This window comes from Salinivibrio proteolyticus, assembly GCF_001996165.1.
Classification (GTDB): Bacteria; Pseudomonadota; Gammaproteobacteria; order Enterobacterales; family Vibrionaceae; genus Salinivibrio; species Salinivibrio proteolyticus.
The window spans coordinates 252,199-266,786 of sequence record NZ_MUFP01000005.1 but is presented as its reverse complement, the minus strand read 5'-3'; the positions used below and the strand labels follow the sequence as shown (position 1 = coordinate 266,786).

Genomic DNA, 14,588 nt, shown 5'->3' with positions numbered 1-14,588 from the left:
ATGATTTCGCCCAATATCTGTGGAGATAGCGACACTTTAGATAAAAAACGACCCAAATCCTTAGTTATGCGTGTGTTAACACGATTCGTTAGGACAGGGCCGTTTCACTAATGGTTAGATTATGTAGATAACGCGCAAATCATTGATGCAAACTTGGCAACGCGCCAGCAGGCATTAGACGATTATAGGTGCCTGTTTGGAGGAGTGCATTTGCCTTTTCAATGTCAGGGGCAAAGTAACGGTCCTTGTCATAAAAAGGCACGACGCCACGTAGCTCCGCCTTCGCTTGCTCCAATTTCTCCGAGCTTTTTAGCGGTGCTCGGAAGTCGATACCTTGGCAAGCAGAAAGCAACTCGACGGCAAGGATCCCACGTGTATTACTGCTCATGTCTTTGAGGCGACGGGCGGCAAAAGTAGCCATAGATACATGATCTTCTTGGTTGGCCGATGTGGGCAAGCTGTCAATCGAGGCTGGGTGCGCTAAGGTTTTGTTTTCGCTGGCGAGCGCGGCGGCGGTGACTTGCGCGATCATAAAGCCCGAGTTAACGCCACCATTGTTAACCAAAAATGCAGGCAGCTTGCTGAGGTTACTATCGATGAGCAGGGCCATACGACGCTCAGATAAGCTGCCAATCTCGGCAATGGCTAACGCGAGGTTATCCGCTGCCATCGCCACCGGCTCAGCATGGAAGTTGCCTCCAGAGAGGATGTCGCCATCTTCTGGGAAAACCAAAGGATYATCAGACACTGCATTCGCTTCGGTGGTCAATACGTCCGCAGCGTGGCGAATTTGCTGTAAACATGCGCCCATTACTTGCGGCTGACAGCGCAGCGAGTATGGGTCTTGCACTTTTTCACAGTTTTGGTGGCTATCGCCAATTTCACTGGTTTCACCCAGTAGATGACGATAGGCAGCGGCCGCATCCATTTGTGTTTGGTGTCCACGCACAGCATGAATGCGAGGATCAAACGGCCGGCGACTTCCCAACGCCGCTTCGACGGATAGGGCGCCACACACAGTGGCGGCGGCATACAAATCTTCGGCTTCAAACAAGCCTTCTAGTGCAAATGCCGTGGATGCTTGCGTACCGTTAAGTAGTGCAAGGCCCTCTTTAGGCCCAAGCGTGATCGGTGACAGTCCGGCAATTTTGAGTGCGGCTCCACCTGAGATCACTTCGCCTTTGTAGCGTGCTTGGCCTTCACCCAATAAAACAGTACTCATATGCGCCAAAGGCGCGAGATCGCCTGAAGCGCCAACAGAGCCTTTCTTGGGAATACAGGGATACACTTCGTGATTAATCAGTGCTGCCAACGCTTCGACGACGCTAAAGCGAATACCCGAATAGCCACGCGCCAGACTGGCAATTTTGAGCACGATCATCAATCGTACTGTGGCATCATCCATAAACTCGCCAATGCCAGCTGCGTGAGATAATACGATGGAGCGCTGCAGTGTTTCCAAATCATCAAGTTCGATACGGGTATTGGCAAGTAAGCCAAACCCCGTGTTGATGCCATAAACCACACGTCCTTGGTCAAGGACCTCAGCAACTGTGTCTGTGCTTGCTTTCATGGTGGCTTCAATGCCATCTGCAAATGCAATCTTTACCGGTTCACGGCTCACTTGGCGTAGCTGGGCAAGCGTGAGCTCGCCCGGTTGTAACGTCAATGTGGTCATTTTGCTCTCCTTAGCGCAGCGGCTGGTTAGGAATATCCAGCAGCGGTAAATCTAGGTTCTGTTCTTTGGCACAATTAATCGCTATGTCATACCCCGCGTCAGCGTGGCGCATCACTCCGGTTGCAGGGTCGTTATGGAGCACACGACCAATACGTGCATGGGCGTCATCGGTACCATCACAGACAATCACGACGCCTGAATGTTGCGAGAAGCCCATGCCGACGCCACCACCGTGGTGAAGTGACACCCAGGTCGCGCCTGATGCGGTATTAAGTAGCGCGTTGAGCAAAGGCCAATCAGAGACAGCATCAGAGCCATCCATCATGCCCTCGGTTTCACGGTTAGGGCTGGCAACCGAGCCAGAATCCAGATGGTCGCGACCAATCACGATCGGCGCTTTGAGTTCACCATTTTTTACCATCTCATTGAAAGCTAACGCCAAGCGCGCCCGATCTTTAAGGCCAACCCAACAAATGCGCGCAGGTAACCCTTGGAATTGAATACGCTCTTTTGCCATATCGAGCCAGTTGTGTAGGTGCGGATCATCGGGGATCAGCTCTTTTACTTTTTGGTCAGTTTTATAGATATCTTCCGGATCGCCGGATAATGCTGCCCAGCGGAATGGCCCAATACCTTCACAGAACAGAGGACGAATATACGCAGGGACAAAGCCCGGAAAATCAAACGCATTTTCAACGCCCACTTCTAATGCCATTTGACGAATATTGTTGCCGTAATCTAGAGTCGCCGCGCCGCGAGATTGGAGTTCAAGCATGGCTTTAACTTGCACGGCCATCGATGCTTTTGCCGCTTTAACGACCTCAGCTTCGTTGTCTTTTCGTTGTGCGATGGCTTGCTCCATCGTCCAGCCTTGCGGCAAGTAGCCGTTCAGAGGGTCGTGCGCTGACGTTTGATCGGTAACTACATCAGGCGTGATGTTTCGTGCTACCAGTTCAGGGAAGATATCGGCAGCATTGGCTAATAGACCGACAGAGACGGGCTTACCGGACTGTTTGGCGTCTTCAATTATCCCAAGCGCTTCTTCGAGTGACGTTGCTTTGCGATCGACGTAACCGGTGCGCAGGCGATAATCAATACGGCTTTCGTCACACTCAACCGCAATCATCGAAAAACCCGCCATGGTTGCAGCAAGTGGCTGAGCGCCACCCATGCCACCCAGACCCCCCGTCAAGATCCAACGTCCCTTGGCTTCGCCGCCAAAGTGCTTTTTAGCAACCGCAACAAAGGTTTCGTAAGTGCCTTGCACAATGCCCTGCGAGCCAATGTAGATCCAGCTTCCTGCAGTCATTTGGCCGTACATCATCAGGCCTTGCTTATCGAGCTCGTTAAAGTGTTCCCAATTTGCCCAATGAGGCACCAAGTTTGAGTTGGCAATCAGAACACGAGGTGCATCTTTATGAGTGGTAAAGACTCCAACGGGTTTACCGGATTGCACGAGTAAGGTTTGGTTATCTTCAAGGCGTTTTAGCACCTCGACAATCTTGTCATAGCATTGCCAGTTGCGTGCGGCTCGGCCAATACCTCCGTAAACCACCAGTCCATGCGGATGCTCGGCGACATCTGGATGTAAGTTATTCATCAGCATGCGTAAAGGCGCTTCGGTCAGCCAACTTTTAGCGTTTAGTTTCGTTCCTGTTGGTGCTTGGATGGTCCGTGAGTCAAAACGTGGATCCGTCATGGTTACTCTCCTTGATTGTCGATACGGTTCGGCGATGCATGCAACATTGACCATGCCATGCGTGCGGCAAGGCGGCTGGTTTGTTGGTCGCGGTCATAGTTTGGGTTCACTTCGGTGATGTCACACACAGGAATACGGATGGCCTGCTGGTGGGCATCGGTAAAGATGTGTTGGAGCAAAGGCTCGATGACATGAACGGGCACACCATAAGCGGCAGGCGCACTAACGCCGGGAGCACTTGCGGCTGGGAATACATCCATGTCGAGAGTGAGGTAGAGATAATCACACCCTTGGATAAATTGGGTGAGCTTGGTTTTGAGTGCCGGCAGTGCGTCAGTATGCATCTGGGTGTCTTCTTCGACCCAGCAATTAAGCTGCTCTGCTTTATCAAATAAGGCTTGGGTATTGCTGGTGCGGCTGACGCCTAAGCAAGCATAATGGAATGGCCAGTCTCGTTGTTGGCAAAACTGTGCAATTTGTGCAAAGGGCGTCCCTGAGCTACCTTCCTGACTCAGCCCTTGGGGCGTACGCAGGTCAAAGTGCGCATCAAAATTGATAATGCCAATTTTAGGGGCGCGCTGGCCGTTTTCAGACGATTGGCGCGACAAATAACTGGATAAGCCTTGAAAGCTTGCCCACGCCGTTTCATGCCCGCCACCCAATGTCAGTACATTGTGGTGGGGAAGGACATTCGCAATCTGTGCGCTTAGGCTTTGCTGTGCTAAGACAAGATCACCATCGTCACAGGCGATAGTGCCACCATCAAATAATGGCGGACATTGATGCCAAGCGAGGTTTGCGAGTGATTGACGGATAGCATCCGGTGCCAGCGCCGCGCCTTGACGGCCTTTATTGCGCGCGACACCTTCATCACACGCAAAGCCAAATAAGACAGTCCCCGCACGCGAACTCTCGTCAYTCAGTGCTTGAATACGTTGATGCAAACGTAGCCCGCGCTCGCCATCTTCAGGATCGGTACGTCCTTGCCATAGCGACATATCGGCAGGTATATGTTTCATCCTCGGACTCCTTGCTCATCATACCAATCACCATTGACGATACGGCCGAGTAGTGGGGCGGTAGCGACCATGTAGCTGAGCTCGGCTGGCGTTTCACAGTCCCATACGGCTAAGTCGGCATCGAACCCGACGGCAATTTGTCCTTTGTGTGCTAAACCCAATGCTTGCGCGGCATGGCGTGTGACGCCGTATAAGTTTTCCTTGGGGGTTAAGCCAAATAAGGTTGATGCCATATTCATCATCAACGTGAGTGATGCAAACGGTGAGGTGCCGGGGTTAAAGTCGGTGGCAAGTGCCATAGGGACCCGGCTTTCACGAAGAGCGGCAATAGGAGGCTGCTGTGTTTCACGCAAAAAGTAAAACGCACCGGGTAGCAGCGTCGCGACGGTGTCGTATTCAGCGAGGACTTGTACATCGGCCTCTGACAGATACTCAATATGATCCACGGATAAAGCGCCTGCTTTGGCTGCAGCGACACTGCCACCTAGGTCGCTAAGTTGTTCGGTGTGGGCTTTTATTTTTAAGCCATGAGCGTTGGCGGCGGCGAAAACACGCTCTGCTTGCTCGACACTGAACGCGATACTCTCGCAGAACACATCAACAGCATCTGCCAGTTGTTGCTCTGCCGCAGCCGGAATCATCGTCTCGCAGACAAAATCAATGTAGCTATCTGCATCATTACGGTATTCAGGTGGCAGTGCATGTGCGGCCAATAGCGTCGTTGATACATTGACCGGCAAGTGTTGGTCTATCGATTTCGCGACACGTAGCATTTTGAGCTCGTCTTCCAGCGTGAGCCCATAACCGGATTTGATTTCCATTGTTGTGACGCCGTCACGTATCAAAGCATTGGCGCGCGGTAGAGCCAGTTCCAATAAGGTTGCTTCACTGGCTGCTCGTGTCGCTTTTACTGTCGACAGAATGCCACCACCTTGGGCTGCAATGGTTTGATATGGCACACCGTTCAACCGCTGTTCAAACTCGCCGGCACGGTTACCGGCATAAACTAAATGGGTATGGCTATCGATGAATCCCGGCGTCACTAACTTGCCATTTAGTGATTGGGTGAGCCAATCCAACGCTTCAGCGTCGTGCCCTAAGGCGACAATCTTACCGTCTTCAACTGCGATAGCTTGGTTCTCTTGGCAGCTGTAACCGTCAGATGCATAAACATCGGTGGCCATAGTCACTAATTTGGCGTGGGTATATACCWTTCTCATCGGTGATGCCTTACTACCTCTTTAAATGTCTATACAAATGTATAGACAAATAAGAGGTTGGGCACAAGAGGGGATGTAAAGGTTTTGTGATCAGTTCGATCGTTTCTGTGGGAATTTAGAGATTGGCTAGCAAGAAGGAGAGAGCAGGTTAATCGTAAGCACCGCTGTTAAAATCAGCGATGAGTTCATCATAGCGACCAGAGTTATGCAACATTTGCAGGCCGCGGTTAATGGCGGAAGTATATTCATCGGTGTGGTCAATGTTTTTACTGATTAGCACGTGTAAAGGCGTGACACGAAAGGGGCGTGGATGTTGTAAAATCTTATCTTGTTCTTGCGGCGTTAAGTGCTCTTTAAGCAAACGTTCGGCAACGAGACCGTTACTAATAACGACATCAACCCGACCTCCAAGTAATGCACGGAAGTTTTGTAATTCTGTCGTTGTTGTTTGGTAATTAATATCTAGGCCTCGTTTTTGCATTTGTTGAAGCATATATTCATCAAGATAACCTCGGTTAACGCCTAATTTTACGCCTTGTAAATCAGTATCATCCTGCCAATCAAACACAAAGTGCTGGCGATAGTAAAGGTAAATACGTTCAGGGTAGATAGGATCAGAGTAAGCAAAGTCATTAGCTCGCTCGGCAGTATAGCCCCAAGCCACTGATCCGTCCCATCGTCCATTCTTTGCCATCACAAAAGCACGCTTCCAAGGGAAAAAGCCATATTCAACCTCGTAGCCACTGTTTGCTAAAGCTTCGGTAACAATATGGCTTACCAATCCACCATGTTTGACTCGCGCCGACATCAGTGGAGCAAATTCCCCGTTAGTTAGACGAATGGTAGGCTTGGATGCCGATACGGGAGTAGGGAAGACAAAGGCAATCAACGCAAGCGAGGTAACCACGCAGTAAAAACGAACTAACCTATCTGTGCCCATTCTCTGTCCTTGCGCAGAAGATATTTAGCATCAGTATAGACGATCAGCAATGCTGCTATTCATACCCACCGGCTTCGAATTCATCGAGCAATGCTTGGTAACGGCCGGATTCGCGTAAGGCCCCCAGACCGCGATTAATAGCCAAGATAACTTCTTCAGTGTGCTCAATATTGTTGCTCACAATGACGTGCAATGGACTTTCGGTAAAAGGACGAGGATGTTGTACGATAATGTCACGCTCTTGAAGCGAAAAATGTTGGTTGAGCAAGCGTTTAGCGACGAGATCGTTACAAACGACAACATCAACTCGACCTCCGAGCAATGCACGTAAGTTTTGTAATTCTGTCGTTGTTGTTAGGTAATTAATGTTTAAGCCGCGTTCTCGCATATTTTGAAGAACGTTTTGGCTCAAATATCCTCGATTTACGCCAATTTTGATGCCTTGAAGATCGCTATCTTCTTGCCAATCAAATAAAAAGCCCTCTCGATAGAAAAAGTACTCACGGGCGGGAAAGATTGCGTCTGAATAAACAAAATCTTCAGCTCTCTCGTCGGTATAACCCCATCCAACCGATCCGTCCCACCGTCCATTCTTTGCCATGACATAAGCGCGCTTCCAAGGGAAAAATCCATACTCAACTTGATAGCCACTGCTTGCTAAGGCTTCGGAAACAATATGGCTTACCAGCCCACCWTGTTTGGCTCGCGCCGACATCAGTGGAGCAAATTCCCCGTTAGTTAGGCGAATGGTAGGCTCGGATGCTGTAGCAGGAAAAGTACTGACAATTAGCGCGCATGCGATTGTCAAAACCCACCGGCGAATCAAACGAATGCTCATCTAATTTCATCCCAACAGTGACTTCTCAGTAACTATAGCCTAGGACACACATGTATCCGCTTTTATCGATCGGTGCGTGAAGTCAGCTTGTAACGGGTGCCGGGATGGTAGAGTAGTGCCGCACTGACCAACGTTTGTTGGCTCCATGTTCTTCGGTGCAGGAGCAAGCACGGTTCGTCGGCTTTCATCGCTAGCGCTTGGCGGACCGAATCCGAGGCAATGATCGCTTCTACTGTATGCTCAATGGTATTTACCGGACACACTAGCGACAGGTACTCGTTGGGCGTGTGTTGACCAAAGTCTTGATGCAGGTAATCCGGTGCAAGTGCCGGATTAACCCAGCGTTGCTCAAGCTGTAGAGGGACATTATCGGCGTAGTGCACTATCTCGCTAAAAAAGACGTCCGTGCCAAGCATGACACCCAAGCGCATCGCAACATCTGCGGAGGCCGATATCCGTTTTAGGGTGCGAATATCACTACGATAGGTTTGGCCTCGCGCCGTTACTTCATCAGCAATGTTGCGGATATCCATTAGCGGCGATTCTGCTTTGGGTTGCGTAACAAATGTGCCTAGTCGCGGTGTACGCTCAAGCCGGCCTTCGTTTACCAAATCGCGTACCGCTTTATTCACTGTCATGCGACTTACATTAAACTGCGCGCAGAGCTCATGCTCAGTAGGAATACGCGCGCCCACAGGCCACACTTGCTGCTCAATCTTATTTACGATGTAGTCTTTGATTTGCTGAAAGCGGGGCGCTTTGGCCATGCGTGATCCTTTCATTGTTTATTGTGTATACAAATGAGCATCGATGAAGTTTATAACAAAATCAAGTGACTGGCAGGCGCAAATGGGGTGATAAGGACGAAAAGAAAAGGGAATTAATTTAGGGGATGACTTGCATCACAAAAGCGGTATCTTCATAATCGACGCTTACTTACTCTGCGCGGTTATTCTCAAACCGTGAAATACATTCATGTGCCACTTGGTGTGTGGCACCACTGAGAAGGATTGTTATCAATGCCTGTAATTACCCTCCCTGACGGCAGTCAGCGTGCTTTTGACCACCCCGTTTCTACTTTTGATGTTGYCAGTGATATTGGCCCAGGCCTTGCCAAAGCGTGTATTGCCGGTCGTGTAGATGGCGTGCGTGTTGACGCTTGCGACCTTATTGAAACTGACGCACAGCTAGAAATCATTACCGCGAAAGATGAAGACGGTTTAGAAATTATCCGTCACTCATGTGCTCACTTGTTAGGTCACGCAATTAAGCAGCTTTTCCCAGAAACCAAAATGGCGATTGGTCCAACCATCGACAATGGCTTCTATTACGATATCGATCTTGAACGTTCGTTGACTCAAGACGACCTCGATGCGATTGAAAAACGCATGAAAGAGCTGGCGAAAACCAAATATCAAGTCGTTAAGAAAAACGTCAGCTGGCAAGAAGCTCGCGATACATTTGAAGCGCGCGGTGAGTCATACAAAATGGAAATCTTGGATGAGAATGTATCACGCGACGACCGTCCGGGCTTGTACCACCACGAAGAATACATTGATATGTGTCGTGGCCCACACGTGCCGAATATGAGCTTCTGTCAGAACTTCAAAATTTTGAATGTAGCGGGCGCGTACTGGCGTGGTAACAGCGACAACAAAATGCTGCAGCGTATTTACGGCACAGCATTTTCGGATAAAAAGCAACTTAAAGCACACCTAGTGCGTCTCGAAGAAGCCGCGAAGCGCGATCACCGTAAACTGGGTAAGCAACTTGACCTGTACCATATGCAGCAAGAAGCGCCCGGGATGGTATTCTGGCATCACAATGGCTGGACGATCTTCCGTGAGCTTGAGCAATTTATTCGCGACAAACTGACTGAGTATGATTATCAGGAAGTTAAAGGCCCATTAATCATGGACCGTATCTTGTGGGAGCGTTCTGGTCACTGGGACAAGTATGCTGACTACATGTTTACCACTAACTCTGAAAACCGTGAATATGCACTTAAGCCGATGAACTGCCCAGGTCACGTGCAGATCTTTAACCAAGGCCTGAAGTCATATCGCGATCTGCCATTGCGTATGGCGGAATTTGGTAGCTGCCACCGAAATGAGCCATCAGGTGCACTGCACGGTCTCATGCGTGTGCGTGGCTTTACCCAAGACGATGCCCACATCTTCTGTACGCCTGAGCAGGTTCAGCAAGAGGTAAGTGCGTGTATCGAAATGGTTTACGATACCTACAAAACATTTGGCTTTGAGAACATTGAAGTCAAACTGTCTACACGTCCTGAAATGCGTGTTGGCTCAGAAGAAATGTGGGATCGTGCCGAAGAGGCGTTAAACCAAGCGCTGACTTCAATGGATATTCCATTTGAAGTTCAAGAAGGTGAGGGCGCGTTCTATGGTCCGAAAATTGAGTTTACTTTGCATGACTGCCTCGATCGCGCGTGGCAGTGTGGTACGGTGCAACTCGATTTTGCCTTACCAGAGCGTTTGAGTGCCACCTATGTTGGCGAAGATAACGAACGTCATACGCCAGTGATGATCCACCGCGCTATCTTGGGCTCATTGGAACGTTTCATCGGTATTCTTATCGAAGAATACGCAGGACACTTCCCTGCATGGCTCGCACCACAGCAAGCGGTTGTGATGAATATCACGGATAACCAAGCTGATTATGTGCAAGAGATTGCGAAAAAACTGCAAAAAGCTGGATTTAGAGCATCTGCGGACTTGAGAAACGAGAAGATTGGCTTTAAAATCCGCGAACACACTCTGAAGCGTGTTCCGTATATGCTGGTTTGTGGTGACCAAGAAATGGAAGCTGGTGAAATCGCAGTACGGACCCGTAAAGGTAAAGATTTGGGTAAATTCAAGATTGACGATTTCTTAGCTCAATTGAAGCAAGAAGTGCAAGATCGAACACTCAATATTGTGGAGGAATAAGGTATTAAAGGCGCAAGAAAAGCCCCGGCAAAGAAGAACGCTCATCGTCTAAACAACGAAATTCGTGGTGTCAAAGAAGTTCGATTGTCTGATGACAGCGGCGAACAACTCGGTATCGTACCCTTTGATGAAGCGCTTGCGAAAGCGGAAGCTGAAAGCTTAGATTTGGTCGAGATCAGTCCGAACGCTGAGCCGCCGGTTTGTCGTATTATGGATTACGGCAAATTCCTTTACGAGAAGAGTAAAGCTGCGAAAGAGCAGAAGAAAAAACAAAAGACTATTCAGGTTAAGGAAGTTAAATTCCGTCCTGGTACAGATGTAGGCGACTATCAGGTAAAACTACGCAACCTGGTTCGCTTCATTGAAGAGGGTAACAAGGTCAAGGTTACTATCCGATTCCGTGGTCGCGAAATGGCGCACCAAAGCATCGGTGTTGACGTGCTGAACCGCTTGAAGGAAGACACTGCTGAAATCGCTTCAGTAGAAAGCTTCCCTTCACGCATCGAAGGCCGTCAAATGATCATGGTTCTTGCCCCTAAGAAGAAGTAATTTTGGCTTCCAAGTAACGATCGGCTGCGCCGAAAGGTGCGGCCGTTTTGTTCGCCAAATTGCTATGTTATTAACACAATGCGGAGTTATTCATCATGTCTAAGATGAAATCCAACAAAGGTGCTGCTAAGCGTTTCAAGAAAACTGCTGGTGGCTTCAAGTACAAGCGCGCAACCAAACGTCACATCCTGACTAAGCGTACTACTAAGAACAAGCGTCAGCTGCGTCCAAACGCGATCCTACCAGCGTGCGAAACCGCGCAAGTAGCTCGCATGCTGCCATACGCATAAGTTTTTAGTTTTAGTTTATTTAGTTTAGGAGAGACACAATGGCTCGCGTAAAACGTGGTGTACAAGCTCGTGCACGTCACAAGAGTGTAATGAAGCAAGCGAAAGGCTACTATGGTGCGCGTTCACGCGTATACCGCGTAGCTTTTCAGGCGGTAACGAAAGCTGGTCAATATGCTTACCGTGACCGTCGCCAGAAGAAACGCCAATTCCGTCAACTGTGGATCGCACGTATCAACGCTGCGGCTCGCCAAAACGGTATGTCATACAGCCGTCTGATTAACGGTCTTAAAAAGGCATCTATCGAAATCGATCGTAAGATCCTTGCCGATATCGCGGTATATGACAAAGCAGCATTCTCTGTGCTGGTAGAAAAAGCGAAAGCTTCACTGTAATTTTTACAGTAAAGAATTGCTGAGAAAGGAGAGCTTCGGCTCTCCTTTTTTGTTATTTCTGAATGTCTAGATAATTTTACTGTGTGCATATAAAAGTGAGTACTGCATTACACTATCTAACTAAAATATCGTGTTATATTGCGTAGATAATAAGATGCATAATGCCTTTGCACTTTAAGTAGGCACAGTTTCACTGATGCTTTGTTGAGCTATTAAATCTTCATCTGCCTCCGGCCTTAGTTAGAAGGGTAATAGCATGATAACTGTAAATAAGTGGGAAGCATTTTCTGATAGCTTCGAGCAGAGAAATACTTATGTTGTTGGGCAGGTCATTATAGACACAGTGAAATCGAGACTTGCTGAGTTAGAGAACCTCGGGGTAGTGCTTGAGCTTGGTTGTGGAAATGGTACGTATACGAGCAGCCTTCTCCATAATGCTATATCGATCCTAGCTACTGATTTATCAGAGAAAATGGTCGAAACTACAAAGCAGCGTTTTCAAGGTCATGCAAATGTCCACACAGATGTGGCTAATTGTACACAGTTGCCATATTCAGATGATCAGTTTGATACAGTTTTGATGGCCAACCTCTTGCACATCATTCCCTGTCGACATGCAGCATTACTTGAAGCAAAGCGAGTATTAAAACCGGGTGGTCGCCTGATTGTGATGAGTATGACCCAATACAGCATGAGTTTATTCCAGCAGATTGGGCTTATGTATCGTTATATCAAAATGTACGGTAACAAGCCTGCAGGTGCGATAAAACTCACGCCGAAAAGAACACTGCAATATCTTGATGCGGCGATGTTTGAGGGTATTCAAATCGAAGTTCTAGGACATGGAGTAAAAGCGTTGTATGCAGAAGCAGTGAAAGCGCGCCGTTAATGACAGATTTTTGGAGCTCGGAGTACTACTCATCAATGCTAAAGATTTAAATAGACTGTTAATGCATTGGCCTTGCATCGGTCAGTGCTTGTCTATTGAAAAAGTCGAATGTGGGGCAGTGAATGTTACGTACAAGATTCATGCTAGGCATACCTACTTTCTGCGCTGTTATCAAACCTTAACTGACGAGCAAATCTTACAGTCTCATCAGATTCAGCGCTCGTTAGCGGCCCAAGCTGCCGTTTGTGATTGCTCCTTGCTTCACGGACAAAGCGTTAACGTTAATCAAATTTAATGGTGCATCTTACGCTCTGTACCCTGCAGCTCATGGGAACTCCGTGAGTACACTCTCGTTAGTTCAGGCTCAATCGGCGGGTTTTGCGCTCGCACTAGTGCATAGCGCGCTTGTTCATCATGATGGTAGCGCCTTTCCGTCGATTACCCTTAGTTGGGAAAAAGAGGTTTGGTTACGCAAACTAGAAACGATCATTAAACGAATTCGTCATGCACCTACCAGCGATGACAACTACTGGGCAATGCGCCGTGCTGAAAAACAGCAAGAGTACTTGGCGAATAACAACAGCGTGCACCAATACAAAATAGCCACTCAGCGTCAACTAATTCACGGCGACTACCATCAGGCTAATCTCTTTTTCGATAGGCATAGTGCAGTGTCAGGGCTGATTGATTGGGATTTATTGCAGAATATGCCACCTGCCTATGATGTGATACGGGCATGTGCATATATGTTTCAAATGGATCCTCTGCTATCAAGTGCCTTTATTGGCGGCTATACGTCGCATTTACCATTGGCTGGCGAGGAACTGATAGATGGAGCCAGAGCTTGGGGGATATATGCTGATCACCATATTTGGCCGCTAGAGCAGGTGTACTTACATAATAATGTTGCTGCAAAGCGCTTTATTCCTCATCAAGATTTTCTGCCTTTTTCTCAGCAGTGGTGTCGTGTCGCTCACCACCTAAAAAACGATAAGGATATACGATGAACCAATATGTCTTTTTTTGTCAGCCTAACAACTGTGACCAGTTTACTTACTTGATCAAGGAATCCCCCAGCTACCTTGCTGAAAAAGAAGCATTGTTAGAGCAGGGGTTGATCATCGAAGGAGATGTGATTGTTGCTGATTGTGCGGAGACTGCGATTGAAAAATTCCGCCAGATTAATCTCAATACAATCGAGGATTACATACAGCACGATCCTACCGTTGGCTTTACGACCTTTATCATGGAAATGTATCATTCGCTGCGTCGCCGGCTTGGAATGAAATCATGATTGTGGATATGTATCAGGTTGATGCCTTTAGTGTGTCATTGTTTCAGGGAAACCCGGCAGGGGTGTGTATCTCGGCGTCCATGTTGGATGAAGCTACCATGTTGGCTATTGCCGAGGAAATGGCGGTATCTGAAACTGCATTTCTTGCCTTAGATACCATGTCCTTACGCTGGTTTACACCGAGAGTTGAAGTTGCACTCTGCGGTCATGGCACACTCGCCACAGCACATGTTTTGGCCGAGCGTGGTGACGTCAAAATTAGTGACAATGTCACTTTTTATACGCAGTCTGGGCCTCTTGAGGTGACGGTACAACGTGAGGGGATAGCGATGGCATTTCCTGTTCCTGAGCTGATAGAAGTAACGCCAACCCCATCGCGGCTAGAAGCTTTAGGTCTACATGGCTCTATTATCCGCGCGAGTTATTGCTTTGGTGAAAAAGAGCTATTGGTGGTTGATTCTGAAGACGATGTAAAAGCGCTGTCTCCGGATTTTGCTGCGCTAAATACGCACCCTGGACGTGGCGTGGTGGTGACTGCGGCAAGCTCTGATAATACGGTCGATATTGTCTCTCGCTACTTCGCCCCTTGGGTGGGGGTGAATGAAGATCCCGTGACGGGTTCGGCGCATTGCGCGTTGGCAGTGTATTGGTCACAAGCGTTGAGTAAAAAGCAGCTTATCGGTTATCAAGCATCCGCACGCGGTGGGTATATCAAGATGAAGCTTAGCGAAGACCATGTGTTGCTACAAGGCCAAGCAGTAACCGTATTTAGCGGAAAGCTGGATTTAAGTAAGAAGTAGTCATTTATTTTCCTCGCGGTATATTTTCAAGG

Annotated in this window: 15 protein-coding genes; 8 read left to right on the top strand and 7 right to left on the bottom strand. The window is 48.4% G+C overall.

The genetic code is table 11. From position 1 onward, the window contains the following. Nucleotides 1–139: 139 nt before the first annotated feature. The 7 genes from hutH to hutC form a co-directional block, all read right to left on the bottom strand. Entirely contained in the window at nt 140–1,678 is a 1,539-nt protein-coding gene (gene hutH / locus BZJ19_RS05380; protein WP_077674866.1) for a histidine ammonia-lyase, read from the bottom strand. A 10-nt stretch (nt 1,679–1,688) separates the two neighbouring features. Further along, nucleotides 1,689–3,377, bottom strand: a complete 1,689-nt coding sequence (hutU, locus tag BZJ19_RS05375) for a urocanate hydratase (RefSeq protein ID WP_077674865.1) — start codon at nt 3,375–3,377, stop codon at nt 1,689–1,691. 2 nt (nt 3,378–3,379) lie between these two features. After that, nucleotides 3,380–4,396, bottom strand: a complete 1,017-nt coding sequence (gene hutG, locus BZJ19_RS05370) for a formimidoylglutamase (protein ID WP_077674864.1) — start codon at nt 4,394–4,396, stop codon at nt 3,380–3,382. Beyond that, nucleotides 4,393–5,616 (bottom strand): imidazolonepropionase, encoded by a 1,224-nt coding sequence (gene hutI / locus BZJ19_RS05365; RefSeq protein WP_077674863.1) that lies wholly within the window; start codon nt 5,614–5,616, stop codon nt 4,393–4,395. The genes hutG and hutI overlap by 4 nt, the downstream gene beginning before the upstream one ends. 148 nt (nt 5,617–5,764) lie before the next feature. Beyond that, nucleotides 5,765–6,556 carry a substrate-binding periplasmic protein gene (locus tag BZJ19_RS05360; protein WP_077674862.1) on the bottom strand — a complete coding sequence of 264 codons (792 nt, stop codon included), beginning with the start codon at nt 6,554–6,556 and terminating at the stop codon, nt 5,765–5,767. Between the two features lie 55 nt (nt 6,557–6,611). Beyond that, complete coding sequence (locus BZJ19_RS05355) at nt 6,612–7,394, bottom strand: substrate-binding periplasmic protein (protein ID WP_077674861.1); 783 nt, start codon at nt 7,392–7,394, stop codon at nt 6,612–6,614. A gap of 62 nt (nt 7,395–7,456) precedes the next feature. After that, the gene (hutC, locus tag BZJ19_RS05350; RefSeq protein WP_077674860.1) at nt 7,457–8,161 is read right to left on the bottom strand and encodes a histidine utilization repressor; all 705 of its coding nucleotides are present in this window, start codon (nt 8,159–8,161) and stop codon (nt 7,457–7,459) included. Between the two features lie 252 nt (nt 8,162–8,413). Here hutC and thrS point away from each other — a divergent pair, with 252 nt between their 5' ends. From thrS to BZJ19_RS05310, 8 genes are all read left to right on the top strand, one after another. Next, on the top strand, nt 8,414–10,342 hold the full coding sequence (gene thrS, locus BZJ19_RS05345) for a threonine--tRNA ligase (protein WP_077674859.1): 1,929 nt from the start codon (nt 8,414–8,416) through the stop codon (nt 10,340–10,342). Between the two features lie 3 nt (nt 10,343–10,345). Then, nucleotides 10,346–10,891: a translation initiation factor IF-3 gene (gene infC, locus BZJ19_RS05340; RefSeq protein ID WP_069587637.1), complete on the top strand. Its 546-nt coding sequence runs from the start codon at nt 10,346–10,348 to the stop codon at nt 10,889–10,891. A gap of 95 nt (nt 10,892–10,986) precedes the next feature. Continuing rightward, complete coding sequence (gene rpmI, locus BZJ19_RS05335) at nt 10,987–11,181, top strand: 50S ribosomal protein L35 (RefSeq protein ID WP_069587638.1); 195 nt, start codon at nt 10,987–10,989, stop codon at nt 11,179–11,181. Between the two features lie 38 nt (nt 11,182–11,219). Further along, a complete protein-coding gene (gene rplT / locus BZJ19_RS05330) occupies nt 11,220–11,573 on the top strand; it encodes a 50S ribosomal protein L20 (protein WP_069587639.1) in 354 nt (117 codons plus the stop codon). Between the two features lie 256 nt (nt 11,574–11,829). Next, complete coding sequence (locus tag BZJ19_RS05325; protein ID WP_077674858.1) at nt 11,830–12,462, top strand: class I SAM-dependent methyltransferase; 633 nt, start codon at nt 11,830–11,832, stop codon at nt 12,460–12,462. A gap of 245 nt (nt 12,463–12,707) precedes the next feature. Beyond that, the gene (locus BZJ19_RS05320; protein ID WP_268794305.1) at nt 12,708–13,469 is read left to right on the top strand and encodes a phosphotransferase; all 762 of its coding nucleotides are present in this window, start codon (nt 12,708–12,710) and stop codon (nt 13,467–13,469) included. Then, the gene (locus tag BZJ19_RS05315; protein WP_077641479.1) at nt 13,466–13,756 is read left to right on the top strand and encodes a hypothetical protein; all 291 of its coding nucleotides are present in this window, start codon (nt 13,466–13,468) and stop codon (nt 13,754–13,756) included. Before BZJ19_RS05320 ends, BZJ19_RS05315 begins: the two co-directional genes overlap by 4 nt. Further along, nucleotides 13,753–14,556, top strand: coding sequence for a PhzF family phenazine biosynthesis protein (locus BZJ19_RS05310; protein WP_077674856.1), 804 nt, complete (start codon nt 13,753–13,755; stop codon nt 14,554–14,556). The genes BZJ19_RS05315 and BZJ19_RS05310 overlap by 4 nt, the downstream gene beginning before the upstream one ends. Nucleotides 14,557–14,588 lie beyond the last annotated feature (32 nt).